This is a genomic window from Croceicoccus sediminis (assembly GCF_007570835.1).
In the GTDB taxonomy this organism is placed as follows: domain Bacteria; phylum Pseudomonadota; class Alphaproteobacteria; order Sphingomonadales; family Sphingomonadaceae; genus Croceicoccus; species Croceicoccus sediminis.
Window position 1 is genome coordinate 154992 of sequence record NZ_SUNC01000001.1, and the last position, 19787, is coordinate 174778.

The window sequence follows — 19787 nt, forward strand, 5'->3', positions numbered from 1 at the left end:
GGTTTGTTGGAGTGTTAATTTCTCAGGCGGGGCGAAGCCGGATCGGGGGAACCTCGACTAGCAAGTACGGAAGCGCGGAGCTGCGCTCTGACCAGCGAAACGCATAATTCCCAGCGAGGCTAATCGGTGGCCCATACGCGCCGGTCTTGTAGGTAAGGGCGGTTCCTCCTGCATACTCTCGCTCATGGCGAAAATCGAAATCGCTCGTGTCGCTGGAATAGCTTGTCTGGTCGACATAATGTCGATGATCGGTCGCCACCAACATGAACCCTAGATCCGCGACATCTGCGCACTGCTCCAGTCTGGCGATGTCCTTGAACACGTCGTAGCGATTGTTTGGTTCGCGGTGATTTTCCCGTTTGAAAAACTTAAGCTCGATTGCACAACGCCATTCGCGGCCATCACCGTCTGTAAGTCGAAACCACACGTCGATCCGCCCTCGCTTGCCGCCATTGCTCCGCAGCGGCTTTTCTAGTTCGACAGAAAACGTCTCGCGCTCGCTGATGATCTCGAGATCGGCGGCCGACGAAATTATGCGTCCGAGGTGTAGCTGAAGAGTTGCCTCGCTTTCGCATCGTACTCGTCCACCACCGATCTGGCGAAAAAGCGTGGGCACAGCGAGGTTCACGATATTGCGCAGACGACTTAGTGACATCTCATCCTGACTATACAAAACAGTTGGCAAGTGCTGGCCGAGAGCCTGATAACCTACTGCAAGAGTGGTTGGAACGCGTCTAGCGCGCCTCCCAACCACTTTGGCAAAAGGCGGCCGTCTACTACGACCGCTTTTGACGCATAATGACGATAGGCCGATCCTATGAGAAAGCCCGATTCTGTATCTACGCTCGCTGACTTTGGTCGCGTTCGGCTGTCGAAGTCGTTCTTCATGCGGGATTTCCTATTCTCCGACATTGCAGCCGTTCACGGGCTAAACAATGTACCTGATGATCCTGACCTGGCGATCGCGGCAGGAAGCAGGCTCTGTGAAGAGCTGCTTGAACCCTTGCAGGATCGGTTCGGCCGCATCGCTGTCAGATCTGCTTTTCGCTCGTGCGAAGTCAACGGGCTGGGCAATGAGATGCAAGTAGCGGGAAAAGGCGGATATAACTGCGCTTCGAACGATGCCAATTTCGCTGGCCACATTTGGGATCGTCCGGATTCGGCGGGGCGAATGGGGGCAACGGCGTGCGTCGTAGTCCCGGCGTTCTGGGATGCATTTCAGAATGAAGGTGATTGGCGGAAGCTTGCCTGGTGGATCCACGACCACTTGCCCTACTCAAGCCTATATTTTTTCCCGAAGTTTTGGGCGGTGAACATAGCTTGTCGGGAGGAGCCGGAACGTCGGATCGACAGTTACACTTTTCCCAAGGGCTGTTTGACCAAGGCTGGGATGCCGAACAATTCAGGATCACATGTGCAGGACTGGGCTGGCATTGAAGCAGCAATGGTCAGCAGGCTCCCTTGATGGATGACTGGGCAGCAAAATGTCAGATCAACTGATTACCGCCGTCGAGATGGCGAATGCCAACGGCATCAATCCAAAGCGGTTTCGCGCCGCCCTTCGAGCTGCGGGACTCGGTTGGCATTCGCACAATGGCCGCTGGGAGGTCATGCGCGGGAGCAGTCAACACGCAGACATGGAAAATGTCATGGCGAGGTTATGCGGAGAGACTTCAAGCATTCGGTCGGGCAAGAAGGCAGTTGGCGCAAAGCCAAGGGTGTCTTCCCGTGACGAGCACTATGTTCTCGACCTTTGCGATGAGTTTCTCGGACTGAAGGCCGTCCGCCAGCATTGTTTTCCGTTTTTGACCGGAGATCCCGATCTGCGCGGGAATCGAAAGCCTTTGCCGGTCGATGGCTTTTATCCGGAACTAAGGCTTGTCGTGGAATATCACGAGCGTCAGCACAACGAACGCGTCGGCTTTTTTGATGACAAGCTAACTGTCTCTGGAGTGCCTCGCGGAGAGCAGCGTCGACGTTATGACGCGCGCCGCCGCGAATTGTTGCCTAAGCACGGTTATGCGCTAGTAGTTCTCGAGGTGAATGAATTCACCCATGACAGCAGCAAGCGTCTCCAAAGGACGTCTCTGGACCAGGCCGTCGTCGCTAGGCGGCTGGGGATATTTCGTGTGTCATAGACTGCCTTACGCGACGTTTCTGGACGATCACCAGGTCGTCAGCTTAAATTGCACGGGATAAACAGAAAAGTAATGCGAATTGATGCTACATGGCGGCATTAAGGGGTCCTAATGAGTGGTTCTATGGAAGAAGACTTTTCTGGTTGCGAGCAGTCGGTGATCGACATGGCGGTGGAGGGTTGGCGATTTTCGCGCCTGTTTGCTCGTGTCATCTCTAAGTTGGATGCGGGCGAAGCCAATCGATATGTCAATCAGCTGCGGTATTTTCAAAAACGTATCGAAGAGAATCTGGAGCGGTTGGATATGAGGCTTGTTAATGTGGAAGGACAGGTCTTCGATCAGGGAATGGCCGCGACCGCTTTGAATATTGCGGACTTCGATGCGGAAGATCAGTTGATCATAAGCCAGATGATTGAGCCAATTATCATGGGACCAGAAGGTTTGAAGCGCCAGGGAACCGTGATGGTCGGCAAGGTGGATCTGTGAAATACGTTGGCATCGACCTCGGAACTACTAACAGTGCAATCTGCTCTTTCGACGGTGAAGATGTTCGTCTCTATAAGAGCCCGGAACAGCAAGATGTAACGCCATCCGCAATTTTTATCGATAAGCGCGGTAAGAAATACGTGGGGGCGAGGGCGTACAATGATTCTGCCCGAAACCCCGAGAATGTCGCGACGCTGTTCAAGCGGCACATGGGTACGAGTACCCCGATCAAATTGCCCGCCGTCGATCTCGTAATGACACCGGAGGAGTGCTCAACCGAGGTGCTCAGGGTGCTCTTTTCTTATCTACCCGAGGAAATTCGCAATGACGAGGAAACCGGCACCGTTATCACAGTGCCGGCCGCGTTCAACCAGATGCAGAAAGATGCCACGATGGCAGCCGCCAATGGCGCCGGCATCGGTCGCGTCGCCCTTATGCAAGAACCAGTAGCTGCGGTCATGAGCGTGATGCGGTTACGAAAGAGCGATGGCATTTTCCTGATCTACGATCTCGGTGGCGGTACCTTGGACATTGCCATTGCAGAGAGCACTGCTGGCCGTGTCAGTCTACTCGCGCATGGCGGCATCGCTATGTGCGGTGGTCGCGACTTTGATCGGATGCTATTCGACAATGTGATCAAGCCTTGGCTGCTAGAGCATTTCGACCTTCCTGAGAACCTCAATGAATTCCCTCAGTTTCAGAAGCTGAAGCGCATCAGCGAATGGGCGGCAGAGAAGGCCAAAATTGAACTTTCGCAACGCGACGACGCTGTCATTAGTCTTGATGACTCCCTCTTGGGGGTCCGGGATAGTTCAGGCGAGGACATCTATCTCGACATCGAGATAAGCCGCGACCAGTTCAACGCCTTGATCGCAGCAAAGATCGATGAGTCTATACAAGCTACAAGGGAGACCTTGGAGAAGGCCGGTTTGAGCCCTCACGACGTCGAGCGAATCGTCTTTGTCGGTGGGCCGACGCACTACCGTCCCTTACGTGACAAGGTGGCGTTCGAACTTGGGATTGCTGCCTCGACGGATGTCAATCCAATGACGGCCGTGGCCGAAGGTGCAGCGGTGTTTGCCGAATCTATCGACTGGGCGTCGCAAAGTCGTGGGCGGAAGAGTTCGCGCGGTTCGATTAGCGCTGGAGGGGCGCTCGATGTGTCCCTCAATTACATCGCGCGGACCCCCGATTCCAAGGCAAAGGTTCTCATCAACCTCGGTGGCGAACCAAACCCTGGAAGTGAATTTCAGATCGATAGCCTCGACACAGGCTGGTCTTCAGGGCGCATCGCGTTGCGAAATGGAGCTTCTGTTGAGGTTTCGCTCCTGAAGCCGGGAGAAAACGTCTTCAAGGTTTTCGTTTTCGATGGTGCTGGTGGAGCGATCAAGCTTGCCGAGGACAAGATTACAATTTCCCGCACGGCAGCGAGTATCGATGCCATACCCGCATCCCACTCCGTTTTCGTCGAGGTCCTGGACAGGATTGGCGGTAAATCGGCGATTGATTACCTGGTCAAGGAAGGTGACCAACTGCCTAAAAAGGGAAGGAAGACCTACAAGGCAGCAGAATCGCTCAAGGCGGGGAGCCCAGGAGCTATTCGGATCAAACTCTGGGAAGGAGACATCCAGGATCCCGTCCACGACAATCGTCCAATCGGTACGCTGAAAATTAGTGGTTCCGATATCGAGGACGGGGTAATCGCTGCCGGCGCGGATCTCATCTGCGAGTATGAAGTGCTGGATTCGGGCAATATCATTCTCGAGGTCTCGGTGCCGTCCATCGGCGGATCGTTCCACTCGGGCCGAAACTTCTATTCTCGCCAAGAAGGACAGATTGACTATTCCAAGGCGGCCCAGCTGGTGGAGGAACAGTCCTCGGCCGCCCGAGGCCGATTGGAGGAGATCGAGGCGCACGTCGATGATCCAAGGCTCGACCAGGCGCGTGAAAAGCTTGACCAAGCAGATATGGTCCATGCGAGCGAAACGGATCCTGAAGTTGCAAAGCAGGCCTTGGACAAGGTTCAAGACGCGAAACGATTGCTGGCATTGGCCCGCAAGGATCACCTCAAAATTATCCGTCAGATTGAGCTCGATCGGCTGGTTGCGCATTTTAACACTTACATCAGAGAGTTCGCACGGCCAACCGAAGCGACTGTTTTCGACAATCTCACCCGCACAGCGCAGCGTTCGATCGACAGCAATTCCGCCGATTTTGAAGCCCACCTTGACGAGCTGCGCGGCAAAAACTTTGCTATCCTTTGGCGTCAGGATTGGTTCGTCGTGGAGCGTTTCAAGTGGCTCGCCAGCGCTAGTCACCTTTTCTCTGACGGGCATGAGCACGCCAAGCTTGTCGTGCTCGGTGGCGAGGCGCTCAAAACGAACGAAATCGATAAACTTCGCGATGTTGTCGCGCTGATGGATAGCATTCGCTTTGCGACAAGTGGCGAAGACGAGATGCTGGCTGGCGCAAACATTCTTCGTGGAAGCTGATCATGGTGAAGGAGGCTTGGCTCCCGATTGGGTTCAAGATGCCAGACGGGGCGAAGGCGAGAACAGTGCTCCATGCTGGCCGCGATTGGCAAATTCTTGAGGCAATCGGGGGTGGCCGTGCTCTCGTTGCGGAAGAGCGGCTGATCCAAAGATGGCTGAACGATGGCCTGATCGCGGATGGCCTCTTCCAAAGCTTCGAGTTCGACAATCGGCGTCTAGGCCAAATGTCATCGGGCGCTAGCCACCTGCTTTGCCCGATCGGAGGCGGACCAGCCCCGAATAACAAAGCCGAAGCTATCGCTTTTGCGATTGCTATGCGTTCGACGAGGGAAGTCGACGACACCCTGCCACTCCAGGACGCAATCTATGTGGAGAAGATCAGCAGGTTACTTCCCACCTATATGCTTGGTCCCGAGACGCCGGCCGAGGTGGTGGCTGGGTTTTGGTTGACCGGGGGTATTGAGATCTCGGCCTCATCATTTCGCCGGATGCGACAGGCCATGGGCTGGCTCTCGCCAACAGACCTGAAAGAAGTCATCGAAGCCGCAGGTTTCGTCGTTTCCGAAGTGGTTCCCTCGTCCAGGAAGCGGGAAGCAGCCCGACCGTTGGGAGAGGACGGTGCCAAAAATGGTAAAGCCGTCGAGGATCCAGGCCGGAAGGTTTTTGACTTGCCAGGAAGGCCGGGTCTGGCTGCCTTCTTCAACGAGCATGTGGTTGACATCGTGAATCACCGGGAGCGCTACAAGGCTCTCGGTATCGACTTTCCTTCAGCGGTCATCCTCCATGGCCCCCCAGGATGCGGCAAGACTTTCGCGGTGGAGCGCTTGATCGATTTTTTGGGGTGGCCGAGCTTTCAGGTTGACGCCTCGAGTGTCGCAAGCCCGTTTATTCACGAAACAAGCAAGAAGGTTGCGGAGGTCTTTGACAAGGCCATGCAGAATGCCCCGTCAGTGATCGTGATCGATGAGATGGAGGCATTTCTTGCTGATCGAGAAATGGGGGCTGGCCATCATCGCGTCGAGGAAATGGCAGAGTTCTTGAGAAGGATACCCGAAGCCGCTCAACATGAAGTCCTGGTAATCGGGATGACCAATCGGATCGAGATGATCGACCAGGCAATCTTGCGTCGCGGACGCTTTGATCACGTGGTTGAAGTGACGCATGCGAGCGAAGCGGAGATCTTGGCCCTTGTCGCAACCTTGCTGCTTAAGCTGCCGACCGCTGAAGATGTCGATGGCACGACCTTGGCGAAGGAGCTGAGCGGGCGACCATTGTCCGACGTCGCGTTCGTTATCAGGGAAGGTGCCCGCCTGGCCGCCCGCGGCGGCAAGGACCGCATCGAGCAAGAACATCTGACCGCGGCTCTCAAAGCTACTCCGTCGCGCAAAGGAGATGGCGATCATGAGCGGCGCATTGGTTTTGTCTGGAACTGATTCCGCATGTCTTCAGATGAAAAAAGTGACAACGACCGGTCGCCCAGGGGATTTGCTGGCTTGTCGAGCCAAATCTCAGACATCGATGCTGAGATCGCTCATGCCAATAGTTTGGCTCCGGTCCCGAGCCCTGTTGTGCAGGGTGCTGGGCGTTCCGAACGGCCATTGCGGCTAGACGAGCAGTCCGAGGACCAATCGCCAGAAAACTCCGCAAGTTCTGTCAAAGCGGTTGTTTGGTGGGGGATCGGCGCAGCAATTCTGGGTGTCATATGGTTCGCCAGCCAATCAGGGACAGGCCCTGCCGGCTCTTCGCCTCCAGCGGAATATGCAGATGAGCAATCGCCCCCAGAGATAACTGTTGAGGCTCAAGCTCCCGCGGTGCCCCAAGCGCTGAACGAAGAGCTGCCGCCGGTCGGCTACGGTCTGGAGCACAGCGTCGGGCAGATCAGGTACTGCCTTGCTGAGAATATCCGACTTTCGGCAGCCGAGCCTGTCGTCAATGGCTACAACTCAGCTCAAGTAGACCGCTTCAACGCAATGGTGTCGGACTACAACAGTCGATGCGGTCAGTATCGCTATCTCGAAAGTTCAATGAATCTCGCGCGCAGTGATGTGGAGGCGCATCGGTCGGAACTGGAGCAAGCCGGACGTGACCTCATCAAAAATGTTGGCGGTATAGCTCGTCCGAGTGTTTCAACCGATACGAGCAGCACTATCACTGGGCCGAAACCTGGCGTGGTGCCATACGGAGGACTAGACACCTCCGACCCGCTCGATGCTGGAGCCGATGGATCGGCGTTCGGTGACGAGAGTGGGATGACTGAGGACGGCGGGGGCCAAGATGACTGAGACCGTGACCGCCGGTGCGACGGCGACGCAAATCTACCAAAATCCTTTCTTTATTCTCGGCGCATCGACCCGAGATGATCGTCGAAGAATCCTTGAACTGGCCGATCAGCGATCATTGGAGATCGATGACGATGTTTGCCAGAAGGCTCGCTCCCAGTTGACGTCCCCGCGTCAACGCTTGACCGCTGAGATCGCTTGGCTTCCAGGCATTTCCCCGCGGAAGGCGAGCGAACTTCTGAGTACCTTGGAGCGGGCTCCGCTTTCGCTTCGACGAGCATCGGGCGTGCCCACTCTGGCGAACTTGAACCTCGCGGCAGCGGCTTTTGGTAGCGCTGGCGATGTTATCGATCCTGCCGACATTGCCGATTTCATCATCGAGATATCGAACTTGGTCGAGCGGCTCGATCCAGAGGATGTAGCGCGAGATATCAACGAAGATCGGGCAGTATCGGGATTCGCGGAAGTGCGGGCTCTTGATCAAGTTGAAGCGGAACTAACCGAGCGTAAGCGGCATATCCGCAACTGTATCCGGGATGCGCTCGATCGGATGCCAGCTGACAAACTGGTGACAGCGATGACGATTGCAGTCGAAACCGCAACGAGCGCGGGGCAGGCGCATGCTCCTGAGCTGATAGACGATCTTGTTGATTCATACGAAGTTGAGACCAAGGGATTTCTCGAAAAGGAGGCCGACAACATCGCTCGCCTCGTAGATGCAGCCCTCAATGCCGCTCACAGCGGCGAAAAGGCGATACTTCCTCTGATCGACAAGATTGAAACCGTTGCGCGAAATTGGGACATGGCTGCTCAGCCTATTCAACTCAGTGCAAAAGCTCGCGGTCTTGATCATGAGCCCAGCCGCTCGGTGGCATTCAAGATTCGCAGCCTCGCGATTGAGTTGTTCAATGAGCATGACCTCCTCGAGCAATCCGAGAGGCTGACAAAACTACTGCTCGATCTCTTCTCCGAGATCCCCGACGTCCATGATCGGGTGCAGGAGGACAATCACGCCTTGTCGGAAATCTCGCAACGCCGAGAAGAATCCGCAGCTATCGATCCTGTCCGCGAATTGTGTCGGGAGGTCTCGAAGGTCATTGAGCGACAGCCTGCTCGGGCAGATCAGGAGGCATCTAGGCTGTTGAAGGATGGCGCAGTTCTTCTCGATGCGGCACCTGTCCAAAGGACCTCGCCTACCTATAAAGATGCACAAGATTTCATTGCAGCGACAGTCATGCAGTGTGCGGTAGCTTACGGCAACGCTACGTCAAAATGGAAGTCATGCGTAACATTGCTTCAGCAGGCGAGAAAACTAGCGAACGATGAGGATTTATTGCAAAGGATCAACAAGAATTTGGAGATCGTGAAATCTAATGACGAAAGCCTGGGGGATCTGGAGCCTATTCAGTCGGCGCCATCGTTGTCGACTATCAATGGAATAGGATTTAAGCTTTATGGATCTACAGATCCCCGCCGTGATGGCTCTTATATGGCGACATATTATTTCGTGTTCCTTTTCTTTCCGATATTTCCAATATCTAGATACAGGGTCATAAGTGACGGAACACGATATCAATTTCTTGGTAAGGGCCCTTTGCGTGATTTTGACAAGTGGCACATTGGTATTTCAATTTGTCTAATTGCGTTGCTCATTTTTAATATAAACTGAAATGGCTTAAATCCACTTATGGCGGCCGATCCCAGAACTCCGCGGCTTTGCGTCCTTATTGATGCAGATAATGCTTCATCTCGAATTGCGCCCCGTCTCTTCGAAGAGATAGCGAAAATTGGCGAAGCGAGTGTTCGCCGCATCTACGGAGATTTCTCGGGGACTAGACTGAAATCCTGGGCAGACGTCCTCGCAACACATGCGATCAAGGCACACCAGAACTTTGCGTACACAAGCGGCAAGAATGCCTCGGATATTGCCTTGGTCATTGACGCGATGGACCTGTTGCACACCGGTCGGTTTGACGCCTTTTGTCTCGTATCTTCAGATAGTGACTTTACTGGCCTGGCATCACGCATCCGGGAACAGGGCATCGATGTCTACGGGTTTGGCGAGCAGAAAACGCCAGAAAGCTTTCGACAAGCATGCCGTCGCTTCATCTACACAGAGAATCTGCTGCCCGAGGCGCCAGCGTTGGATGAGCCAGAGCGACAGGATGCCCGTCCAGCCAACGTCAAGAAGCCGCCGACTGCTGCGATTCCGCTGATCCGAACCGCTATCTTGCAGTTGGATGATGAAGGCGGTTGGGTGCCTTTAGGTCGGGTAGGGCAGCGGCTTGCTGCGCTTGCATCCGACTTTGATCCCCGAACTTATGGTCAGGGCAAGTTGAGCGACTTGGTTGAAACTGCAGGGGGCTTCGAATCACGCAGAACCGAAACCGGCCATCTGCAGGTCCGTGTCCTTCCTTCTGGGAGGGTGACTACGGCGAAGTCCAAGAAGGCTAAGTCCGCATGAAAGCCGTGGCAATGTTCTACACCTCTTTGACCCGGCCGTGCGTGGCTGCGCCTTGAAGAGGGAGCATCACGATTGGCTCGCCTGACTAAAGCGCATCTGCGCTATCTCAAGCATCACGGGATTGACGTTGACGAAACCTTTGATGCCTCGGGTTTGAAGCGCGCTGAATATCGACCGCGGATGAAGGCTGAGGGCAAGTTCGTGGCTTACGGTGTGACGAAATGTCACAACGGGCATTCTTTGCGCAATCGATACGGGACATGCATCGAATGTTTTCCGGCTTCGATCGCCTTCGCTCGTCGAAGTGAAATGTCGGGCTATCTCTATCTCGCCAAGTCAGCGGATTTGGGTCTGATCAAGGTCGGCTTCTCTGGGGATGATCCGGATAATCGAATCTACATCGCGAATCTCGAAGGATACGGCGGAGCTTGGGACTGGCAGATTTGCCTGACTGTCTGGGCAGATCATGCCGGGGCGAAGGAGATAGCTGTCCATCAATCGCTTGCTGACTTTCGCGCCGAAAGGGTCTGGATACGAAATGGAGCGGGCATCGTTTCGAGGGAGATGTTCGATTGTGACCTAGCGGCAGGCATCGACGCCTTAATTTCGCAGCTCACATTCAGAGAAGTGCAGTTGATCGATTATCGGTAAGCGATCGTGAGCTCCCAATGCATGGGCACACTGTTTTGGGATAATGTGAGTTGGAACGAATTCGGGCTGGCAGCTGGCTGTCGGATTTGATGGTGCGACCGATTTTGACGTATTCACGGGCTATTATGGGGTTATGAGCGAACTATTCCTTCCAGGAGTCCCCGAGAGCCTCGTGCGTCACTCGTTAGACATAGCAGGCGGTAACGAACTAGCCTCCGGAAAATTCGAAAGCCCCGAAAGTAGCGCCGCTTTGGCGGTCAATGGGTTCGGCTGGTTCATTGAAAGACCAGCCTTGCTCCCGCCTTTCCCTGGCCTTGACGATATCGAATGGCCGCCAGTTTCCGTTGAGATCGAACGACAGATGCGCTTTCCTTGGAATGGCGGTCGTCACCCCTGGCTTGATGCTGCCGTTGTCACCGACAGTTGCCTTATCGGAGTCGAATCCAAACGCTTCGAACCATTTCGCGACAGGAAACAAGCCACCCTCGCCAATGCATATGACCGCGACGTGTGGGGAGAAGCGATGGATGCGTGGTGCGCCATGCGTGATAGCTTAAGAATGGCGCCGTCATCTTTCCGCTATCTCGATGCTGCCCAACTCGTGAAGCATGCATTCGGGCTAGCGACTGAATCCCGGCGGATCAGCCGCGCGCCGGTCTTGTTTTATCTTTTTGCCGAGCCTGCGAGAATATCAGCCTCTGCGCGTTCGGAGCACCGGGCGGAAATCGAGGCCTTCTCTGTGGCGGTAAGTGGTGCCCGTGTCAGATTTGCTGCGGCAAGCTGGTCAGCATGGCTGATGCGGTTCTCATCGGCTGCCACATCTCCTGAGGTTGCAGCGCATGCAGAGGCATTGCGAAGGAAGTTTAAGCCGTAGTTAGACGCAAAGGTTATTCAGGCTTGGTTTGGGGTTTGGCTCGAGGCCAACCCATTACCAAGTGTTGTTTGATGCGCAGGGGCTCAGATACGGCCAATTTTGTCGTAGGTAGGAATTAGTCAGGCACAATGAGTAGAAGCCTTCGGACCAGCTTAACCGACCCTATCCAGATCCCGACGCTGTCAGCAGCGACCGGTCGAATTGGAGTATCGTTCTGTCCGGGTAAAAGGGGGCCGGCATTTGCCGGCTTAGATTGGAAGCGCGATCTCGCTGTCGACTTGGACGCGGTGCGCGACTGGGGAGCCGCCGTAGTCATCTCTCTAATCGAGGATCATGAGATCGAATTTCTTGGCGTTTCCAATCTGGAAGCGGAAGTGACCGCTCGCGGCATGGAGTGGCTTCATCTGCCAATCGTTGATGTTACCGCACCCGGTGATGAATTCGAGCAACGATGGCGATCCGCTGGACCTCGCGTGCGCGGCATGCTCGCAGAAGGACGAAGCATTTTCATCCATTGCAGGGGCGGTCTCGGCAGGGCGGGAACGGTAGCAGCGAGGCTCCTTATCGAACTAGGCGAAGCTGACGCCGCTAGCGCGATTGCACGAGTACGACACGTTCGACCGGGGGCCATCGAAACCAGGGCGCAGGAGAACCATCTGCACGAGCTTTGGCGCGTGTACGATCGTGCGTGTGGATGTCTGATCGGTTTGGCCGTCGGAGACGCCTTGGGGACGACGCTCGAGTTCAAGCCTCGTGATAGCTATGACCACCTCACCGATATGGTCGGGGGAGGGCCGTTCGGTCTGGACGCGGGCACTTGGACTGATGATACCTCGATGGCTCTTGCTCTCGGGGACGCTCTTCTGGCTAGTGCGGCCAAGGGCTCAATCTTTGAGCCGCAAGAAGCACAACGCCGATTTGTCGAATGGTGGAAGAACGGGGCTTACAGCCCAACAGGCCACTGTTTCGATATCGGGATCACCACTCGCCAAGCACTCTCGCGGTTTGAACAGAGCGGGGATCCCATTTCCGGTTCGGACGATCCCTATTCAGCAGGAAATGGATCTCTGATGAGGCTGGCACCAGTCGCGATCTGGGGCATCCGGGTTGATCCTGCGGTGGTGACACGAGTGGCGCGTCGACAGAGTATGACCACCCATGCGGCCGATGCATGCCTGGAAGCGTGCGAAGCTTATGCGCTCATGCTGCGAGCGGCGATTCTCGGTGCAGATTTCGACAGTGCACTGGAAGATGCTCGCGGATCCTACGGTCCACACATCGGGCCGATTGTCGCCGGCAGCTGGCGCGGGAAGGCCCGAGATCAAATTTCCAGCAGCGGATTCGTGGCTCACAGCCTCGAAGCGGCAATCTGGTGTGTGGCGAATACCGATAACTTCGATGATGCGGTGTTGCTGGCAGCCAACCTTGGTGACGATGCAGACACCACTGCGGCAATCGCTGGGCAGTTGGCTGGTGCCATCTACGGAGCCTCGTCTATTCGTCAGTCATGGCAGGAGAAGTTAGCTTGGCGCGACGAAATTGAAGCGCTCGCCCGAAAGTTAGCTTTCCCCGCAACTCTGCTCCCAAGTTAGTGTCGAGCGATCGCTTTGCAGCGCGGCTCAAATGCCCGAGTTAGAGCACGAGCATTCAATGGCCACCGGTAGGCATCAGGTCGCGATCGGATTCGTAATGCGTCAAGTTTGACACCGTAAAGCTGTTTCAGGGGATAATGCTGCAAGTTTGCGACATTATGAGCTGTTGTCTGAAGTGAACGCTGCGAATGACGGCAGGCTTGGCCCAATTACCTACAACGAGATCTGTGTCCCAGAAATCAGAACGGGGTCCAAGCCTGCCTCCTCCTGCTGGAGGAACAGCGAAGGTTCGCCGTCTGCGCGAAACGGCGAACCTGATTTCCACATTCCGAGCATGATCACCGCAAGCTTCCTGGCCACGGCAACGCGCGCCTTCAGGAAGCCAACCCGCTGAGCCAGCTCGAGACCCCAAGTACGAAGTCGGCTTTCGATCTCAATCCTGCAAAGTAGCACGGTGGCTGCGGTAATCAGGTGCATCCGTGTCAGCTTGTTGCCGTGCCGACTGATACGCCCCCGGCGTGAAGTGGCGCCTGACTGATATAGGGTCGGGGTCAGACCCAAGTATGCTCCAATGTCACGGCTCCGCTCAAATCGATGTGGATCGCCGATGGCACTGTAAAACGAAAGCGCGATCACAGCTCCGACGCCGGGGATCGTCTGGAAATTACGGCATGTAGGATTCTTCGATGCGATGTCGCGCATCTGCCGGTCAAGTGCGGAAATCTGCTCTCTTAGAGCCTCGGAAATCTCGACGAGCGGTTGCAGATTGACCCCGATTTCAAGCCCGTGCTGTCGCATTTTCCGCACCTGGTCGTTCACCTCAGCGGCTAGCGCACCCCTTCCGTTCAGGAGTTTCACGTTCCCGCCGTATAACCTGAAAATCGATTGGATGAGCGCATCTGTCCTGGCGCGGTTCTTCAGCATTGTTCTCCGAACATTGATCAGGGTTCGGATATTCTGATGTTCCATCGGCTTCACGAAAACCTGCGACCCCATCGATCGAGCGAGCCGCCCGAGCTCTGCGAGCCCTCGAGCATCGTGGACATCTGTTTTCTGTCGCCTGATTGCCAGGAACTTGCTCGATTTGCGTACATCGACCACCTGAACAGGAAATCCGTATGAACGCAGTTCTCGAACCATCTGGGTGCCATTGCCGGCCTCGATCGTGAGGCACTGCGCTGCCTCGACGCCAAACCTCCGCAGAATATCTCTGATGGGACCGGATTTCGTTTCGCATGTCGCTTCAAAGAGGATCCCGCCCTCTGCGTCGATGAGGCAAACGGCTGTTTCGAGATGCCCCGCATCGAGCCCCACCCAGTAGTGCTGATAAACCAACCAGCGCCTCCTTCGAAACTTATCCAGAAAGCCCAAATTAGGTTGGCCCGCGCAACTCGCCGAGTAGGAATTGTCCGCTCTGGCGTGATAGTGGAATAGGATATGCTAGGAGTTGATAGGATGACCCCAAGGCAAGCGCTTGATGATTTGATCCGCGAGCGGGAAGAGACGTACGCTGCGGTTTCGCGTCTACTTGGCCGAAACTCCGCCTATATCCAGCAATACATCAAGCGCGGCACGCCCGCGCGTCTCGATCAAAGCGACATCGCTCAGCTGGCTCTGCATTTCGATGTTCCTGCCAAACTGCTCGGGGGAAAAGAGAGCCCTTCAACTCCGCGACGTTCGGTCATCACTGTGTCGGTAATTGAGGCCAAGGGCATGGAAATCCCACAGGAACGATCTCGGATCGTAGATGAAGCCTGGCTAAGGCGCCTATGCAACAGGCCTGCAGGTTTGGCGATCTTACCCATTGCTGGTGAGGCTATGCAGCCGACCCTGCAGAACGGCGACGAAGTCATAATCCAAAGGCTGCGCTCTGACGATGCCCTTCACGACGGGCTCTATGCTGTCCGGGGATCATCAGAGACGTTCGTCAGGCGGATCGCTCTGGACCCGACCAAAAATCGCATTTCTGTCCTGACCGACCATCCCTCCTATCCAAGCTGGAACGGTGTTCAGCGAAAGGCGATCAATGTCGTCGGCAGAGTGATCTGGATTGGTTCTCAGGTGTCGTGAGTGGGAGCTATGCTGCCTGCGACATACGCCAAGTTGCGAAGCGAATGCCCGTTGCTCGGGGTAAATAGAACGGTTTGCCGCGATCAAATTTCCGCTCATCGCAAAGGTCCCAAGATGGGGGTATCACAGGGGGTATTTTTGGAGAAGATGATGGAGAAATGACGTTTTAACAGCTGCTTAAGCGAGATTGGTGGATCCCTCCTCCGCTACCATTCCCAGATAGCATCAGAACCCCAGGCGCAGCGTTGAATCCATCACGAAGGCCAGCGCAAAGCCTGCGAGTATGACGATCAGGTTGAGCCCCGCTCGTGCCGCCCAAGGCAAGCGTTCGAAGCTCCAGCCCATTGCATCGGTGACGACAACAGCGATGCCCATCATCAAGAACCATGGTGTAAAGAGGAAGGCGGGCCCCCCGCGACTAGCCACGATGACCAGGTCGTGGAGCAAGCCGCTTACCCCAAACGTCAGAATAAGGGCGGCCCATGGAGGAAGAACGAGGCGAAGAGGGCCGAGCACGAATCTTCCCAGGCCATAGCTCCAGATCGGGTTCCAGTGACGCCAGAACCCCGCCAACGACCCCGCGCCCAGAGAACGATCGAGCATGTTGCGCAGCGAATGCTTATGCCCAAGCGGAACACCGTTCCGTCTGCGCACGTATTGCGCCAAAGTCAGATTTCGTCCCACACGATGCCGTTAGCATTTTTTCCAAAGGAAACTCAAAGAGCCGCGTTCATGCTATGCGTGTCAGGAAGCAAGTTCTTACTCCGCCACCACTGTCACGCACTCATTCGCTGTAGTTGCGGCTTCGATTGCCTATGCAATCGCGTGATAACACTTGGAGTGGTGAGCAAGGCTGCAAAACCCCGCAAAATGGGGGACGCCGCCCGCCTCAATCGTTCCAGTAGAGCCGCATCGGGTTGTCCACCAGCATCCGCCGTTGAAGTTCGTCCGTCGGTGCGATCAGAGGGATCATGTCGACGAGCGCGCCGTCGTCCGGCAGGATGTTCTGCTGGTTCGGATGCGGCCAATCAGTGCCCCACAGGCAGCGTTCCGGATAGTCCTCGACGAGCGGGCGGACGGCGGCTGCAAAATCGTTCCACGGCGGGCCGCTTGCGTCGAGGCGATCGGGGCATGTCGCCTTGAAATAGATGTCGTCCCTGTCTTCCAGCAAAGAGCGAAAGGCGCGCATTTCCGGGCCATCGGGACCTTGCGTCACATCGGGGCGACCCATGTGGTCGATGACCACAGGCACGGGAATAGCGCCGATGAATGGGCGCAGTTCTTCGAGCAGTTCCGCCTCGAAATAGATCACCACGTGCCAATGCGCGGGCAGGCGGCGCGCGACTTCGAGGAACTTGTCCTTCGGCGCATTGTCCACCAGGCGCTTCAGGAAATTGAAGCGGATGCCGCGAATGCCGCCATCATCGAGCTTTTGCAGCTCAGCCTTGCCGATTTCCGGATCGACCACCGCGACGCCGCGAGCTTTCCCTTCGGATTGCGCGATCGCGTGGAGCGTCGCCGAATTGTCCGTGCCGTGGCAGCTTGCCTGCACGATGACGTTTCGGGAAAAGCCGAGGTGATCGCGCAGGGCGAAAAGCATCTCCGGTCCCGCGTCCTGCGGCAGGTATTTCGCCTTTGGGCTGAAGGGGAAGCGGTCCATCGGCCCGAAGACGTGGCAATGGCTGTCCACCGCCCCGGGAGGCGGAGAGTAGCTTGGCTTCGACGGGCTGGAATGCCAGCTGACAATACGCTCATTCATAGACGATGCCATCCATCAGTTTGCGAGCCGTGCGCAGCAAGGCGCTGCTCTTAACCTGTCCCGCGTCGTCGACTTCGAGGACGCAGCTTGTCTCGCCGCTCGGATGCTCGACACTTAGGGTCTTGGTGTTTCCTGCGGGGATATCCGCACAGTCCGCCGCGGCAGAACCCTTGACCAGACAGGCGGTTGCGGTGGTGACCGCGCCCAGCACGCCGATGCTGGCATGTGCGCGGTGCGGGATGAAGACCCGCGCAGAGATTGCACCGCCGTGTTTTGGCGGCGCGACCAGGGTCATCTTCGGAACCGACTTTTCCGCAACGTCGCCCAGATTCATCATCGGACCGGCAGCGATGCGAATTTCCTCGATCCGTTGGCGAACCTCGGCGTAGGCGTCGCTTTCAAGCTCGTCGCGGCTTTCGTAGCCGGTCGCGCCGACGTCCTGCGCCTTCATGACGACGCATGGCATTCCGTTGTCGATCAATGTGCAGGGTACGCCCTCGACAACATCGACCGGATTGCCGGTCGGCAAAAGGGCGCCGCAGCTTGAGCCCGCGGTGTCGCGAAATTCGATCGGGACCGGCGCGTGGGTGCCGGGCACACCGTCGATCGATGCGCTGCCGGAATAACTTACCGCGCCGCCGGGCGTTTGCACGGTCGCGATCGCCATTTGCCCGGTATTTTCCATGTAAATCGAAACCCGGGTCTCTTCCCCCGTCGGCGTCACGAGGCCGCGTTCGATGGCAAAAGGCCCTATGCCAGCCAAGATGTTCCCGCAGTTCTGTTGATCCGATACGCGCGCTTCGTCGACGAAGACCTGAAGGAACAGGTAATCGACGTCGACGCCTGCACGGTCCGACTTGCGGACGACCGCGACCTTGCTGGTCAGCGGATCTGCGCCGCCCATGCCGTCGATCTGGCGCGGATCGGGGCTGCCCATGATGCGCAACAGAAACGCATCGCGCCGCGCCGTATCGTCCGGCAGGTCGCCCGCGAGGAAATATGCGCCTTTCGACGTTCCTCCCCGCATCCACATGACGGGCGCGGAAGTCATACGTACTTCAGACCCGCTTCCTTGAGCCGTTCGCGCATCTTGTACATGTCGAGGCCGAGAACGCCTTCGGCAAGCTGCACGCGCTTTTCCTCTTCCTTCGCCTCGCGCTCTTTCGCCTGGGCAAGCACCTGGGCTGCGTTTTCGCGCGGCACGCAGACGACGCCGTCGTCATCGGCGACGATGACATCACCGGGATTGACGTGCGCGCCTGCGCAGACGACAGGGACGTTTACGCTGCCCAGCGTGTTCTTCACCGTTCCTTGCGCGAAAATCGCCTTCGACCAGACGGGGAATTGCATTTCGGTCAGATCGCGCACGTCGCGCACCCCGGCATCGATGATGAGGCCGCGGCATCCGCGCGCCTGCGCGCTGGTGGCAAGAAGATCGCCGAAATAGCCGTCTTCACAGGGGCTGGTGGGGGCGAGCAGCAGGATGTCGCTTTCCTGCAATTGTTCGATGGCGACGTGAACCATCCAGTTGTCGCCCGGAGGCGCGCTGATCGTGACGGCGCTGCCCGCAATGCGCGCGCCGGAATAGATCGGGCGCATGTAACTGGCGAGGAGCCCTGTGCGGCCCTGCGCTTCATGTACGGTCGCGGTGCCGCATGCGGCGAGGCCGTCGATGACGTCCCGGTCGGCGCGTTCGATATTCTGGACGACGATACCCATAAGTTCTCCTTCAGCTTCGGCTATGCGCCCGGTGTTGGGGGATCGCCAATGCGAAGCTTTGCCGTGTTATAATATTTTGCTAATCCTGTGGTATGAACGAACGACTTCCCAACATACGGCACCTGGCCGCATTCGCCGCGACGGTCGAACATGGGTCCGTTACGCGCGCGGCTGACAGGATCGGCCTGACGCAGCCCGCGCTGACTCAGGCGATTTCCCGGCTTGAGGCGGATCTTGGCTGTCAGCTGTTCGAGCGTGAGCCCGGCGGGATGCGCCCGACGGAGCCTGCCCTGCTGCTCGCCCCGCGGGTTGAGAGCGCGATTTCGCGTATCGGATCCAATCGCGTCACGGCGACACAGATGCGGGCCTTCATCGCCTTGGCACAGGCGGGCAGCTATGCTGCGGCGGCAGAGCGAACCGGGCTGACCTCCGCCTCGCTCCACCGCGCGGTTGCCGATCTGTCGCTGGCCGTGTCGGAGCGACTGGTGGACCGGCGCGGCAGGCATCTGACCTTGACGCGCAAGGGGGAAAGGCGGGCGCGTGATTTCGGCCTGGCTCTCGCCGAGATTCGCAGCGGTTATGCCGAGGTGTCGCAATGGCTGGGCAAGGCCGGCGCGCGGATCGCGATAGGTGCCATGCCGCTTAGCCGGGCGCGATGGCTGCCCCGCGCCATCCTCGTGTTCAAGGAGCGTAATCCGCATATCGACGTTACTGTCGTGGAAGGCAGCCATAGCGAGCTTTCCGGACCGTTGCGCGACGGGGAAATCGATTTCCTGCTGGGCGCGCTGCGGGATGAAGCCGGGTTGGATGACTTGCGCCAGCAAACGGTGTTCGAGGACAGGCCAAGGATCATCATGCGAAGCGGTCATCCGCTGGCAGCGCGGTCGACGCCGCCCGATACTTCCGATCTTGCGCGATATCCCTGGGTGCTGCCCAATCCGCAGACACCGCTTTACGGGTACTGGAAGGACATGATGTCCGATGATGGAAGCCAGCCGCCGCATGTGACGATCGAGTGTGGTTCGGTCCTGACGGTTCGCGAACTGTTGCTCGAAACCGATATGCTTACGTTGCTATCGCCCGATCAGTTGCGGGTCGAGATCGAGGCGGGCCTGCTCGTCGCGCGTGATACGCCGACGCCCGTTTTGCGCACCATAGGCATCACCACCCGGCAGGATTGGCGTCCGACGCAATCGCAGCAGCAGATGATCGACATCCTGTGCAATATCGGTCGAAACATTTCGTAAAAACTTATACCTGAAC

19 protein-coding genes are annotated in these 19787 nt (G+C 57.0%); 13 read left to right on the forward strand and 6 right to left on the reverse strand.

The window, feature by feature from the left end:
• Nucleotides 1-22: 22 nt before the first annotated feature.
• Nucleotides 23-655 (reverse strand): hypothetical protein, encoded by a 633-nt coding sequence (locus FAX90_RS00555; protein ID WP_170234804.1) that lies wholly within the window; start codon nt 653-655, stop codon nt 23-25.
• Between the two features lie 162 nt (nt 656-817).
• On the opposite strand from FAX90_RS00555, the gene FAX90_RS00560 reads away from it, so the two are divergent.
• From FAX90_RS00560 to FAX90_RS00610, 11 genes are all read left to right on the forward strand, one after another.
• Nucleotides 818-1465 (forward strand): hypothetical protein, encoded by a 648-nt coding sequence (locus FAX90_RS00560; RefSeq protein WP_144094560.1) that lies wholly within the window; start codon nt 818-820, stop codon nt 1463-1465.
• Between the two features lie 19 nt (nt 1466-1484).
• A complete protein-coding gene (locus tag FAX90_RS16675) occupies nt 1485-2138 on the forward strand; it encodes a hypothetical protein (protein WP_205700597.1) in 654 nt (217 codons plus the stop codon).
• A gap of 123 nt (nt 2139-2261) precedes the next feature.
• A complete protein-coding gene (locus FAX90_RS00570; RefSeq protein ID WP_144094562.1) occupies nt 2262-2624 on the forward strand; it encodes a hypothetical protein in 363 nt (120 codons plus the stop codon).
• Nucleotides 2621-5116 carry an Hsp70 family protein gene (locus tag FAX90_RS00575; protein WP_144094564.1) on the forward strand — a complete coding sequence of 832 codons (2496 nt, stop codon included), beginning with the start codon at nt 2621-2623 and terminating at the stop codon, nt 5114-5116. The genes FAX90_RS00570 and FAX90_RS00575 overlap by 4 nt, the downstream gene beginning before the upstream one ends.
• Nucleotides 5117-5118: 2 nt before the next feature.
• Entirely contained in the window at nt 5119-6549 is a 1431-nt protein-coding gene (locus FAX90_RS00580; protein WP_144094566.1) for an ATP-binding protein, read from the forward strand.
• Between the two features lie 6 nt (nt 6550-6555).
• On the forward strand, nt 6556-7398 hold the full coding sequence (locus FAX90_RS00585) for a hypothetical protein (protein ID WP_144094568.1): 843 nt from the start codon (nt 6556-6558) through the stop codon (nt 7396-7398).
• The gene (locus FAX90_RS00590; protein ID WP_144094570.1) at nt 7391-9064 is read left to right on the forward strand and encodes a hypothetical protein; all 1674 of its coding nucleotides are present in this window, start codon (nt 7391-7393) and stop codon (nt 9062-9064) included. Before FAX90_RS00585 ends, FAX90_RS00590 begins: the two co-directional genes overlap by 8 nt.
• An 18-nt stretch (nt 9065-9082) precedes the next feature.
• A complete protein-coding gene (locus tag FAX90_RS00595; protein ID WP_144094572.1) occupies nt 9083-9859 on the forward strand; it encodes an NYN domain-containing protein in 777 nt (258 codons plus the stop codon).
• Between the two features lie 72 nt (nt 9860-9931).
• Complete coding sequence (locus tag FAX90_RS00600) at nt 9932-10510, forward strand: GIY-YIG nuclease family protein (RefSeq protein WP_144094574.1); 579 nt, start codon at nt 9932-9934, stop codon at nt 10508-10510.
• Nucleotides 10511-10643: 133 nt separating this feature from the next.
• Nucleotides 10644-11384: a PGN_0703 family putative restriction endonuclease gene (locus FAX90_RS00605; RefSeq protein ID WP_144094576.1), complete on the forward strand. Its 741-nt coding sequence runs from the start codon at nt 10644-10646 to the stop codon at nt 11382-11384.
• A gap of 128 nt (nt 11385-11512) precedes the next feature.
• Nucleotides 11513-12976 carry an ADP-ribosylglycohydrolase family protein gene (locus FAX90_RS00610; RefSeq protein WP_144094578.1) on the forward strand — a complete coding sequence of 488 codons (1464 nt, stop codon included), beginning with the start codon at nt 11513-11515 and terminating at the stop codon, nt 12974-12976.
• Between the two features lie 213 nt (nt 12977-13189).
• Here the strand turns inward: FAX90_RS00610 and FAX90_RS00615 are convergent, their stop codons facing one another.
• Entirely contained in the window at nt 13190-14311 is a 1122-nt protein-coding gene (locus FAX90_RS00615; RefSeq protein ID WP_170234805.1) for an IS110 family RNA-guided transposase, read from the reverse strand.
• A gap of 120 nt (nt 14312-14431) precedes the next feature.
• On the opposite strand from FAX90_RS00615, the gene FAX90_RS00620 reads away from it, so the two are divergent.
• Entirely contained in the window at nt 14432-15046 is a 615-nt protein-coding gene (locus tag FAX90_RS00620; protein ID WP_144094582.1) for a S24 family peptidase, read from the forward strand.
• 225 nt (nt 15047-15271) lie between these two features.
• On the opposite strand, the gene FAX90_RS00625 is transcribed toward FAX90_RS00620, so the two are convergent.
• The 4 genes from FAX90_RS00625 to ligK all read right to left on the reverse strand — a co-directional run bounded on the left by FAX90_RS00625 (nt 15272) and on the right by ligK (nt 18524).
• Nucleotides 15272-15730, reverse strand: a complete 459-nt coding sequence (locus FAX90_RS00625; protein ID WP_144094583.1) for a membrane-bound O-acyltransferase family protein — start codon at nt 15728-15730, stop codon at nt 15272-15274.
• Between the two features lie 205 nt (nt 15731-15935).
• Entirely contained in the window at nt 15936-16805 is an 870-nt protein-coding gene (locus FAX90_RS00630) for an amidohydrolase family protein (RefSeq protein WP_144094585.1), read from the reverse strand.
• Complete coding sequence (locus tag FAX90_RS00635; RefSeq protein ID WP_240704651.1) at nt 16798-17856, reverse strand: 4-oxalomesaconate tautomerase; 1059 nt, start codon at nt 17854-17856, stop codon at nt 16798-16800. The genes FAX90_RS00630 and FAX90_RS00635 overlap by 8 nt, the downstream gene beginning before the upstream one ends.
• Complete coding sequence (gene ligK, locus FAX90_RS00640; protein WP_144094587.1) at nt 17853-18524, reverse strand: 4-carboxy-4-hydroxy-2-oxoadipate aldolase/oxaloacetate decarboxylase; 672 nt, start codon at nt 18522-18524, stop codon at nt 17853-17855. The genes FAX90_RS00635 and ligK overlap by 4 nt, the downstream gene beginning before the upstream one ends.
• A 92-nt stretch (nt 18525-18616) precedes the next feature.
• Here ligK and FAX90_RS00645 point away from each other — a divergent pair, with 92 nt between their 5' ends.
• Nucleotides 18617-19771 carry a LysR family transcriptional regulator gene (locus FAX90_RS00645; RefSeq protein ID WP_144094589.1) on the forward strand — a complete coding sequence of 385 codons (1155 nt, stop codon included), beginning with the start codon at nt 18617-18619 and terminating at the stop codon, nt 19769-19771.
• Nucleotides 19772-19787: the final 16 nt, after the last annotated feature.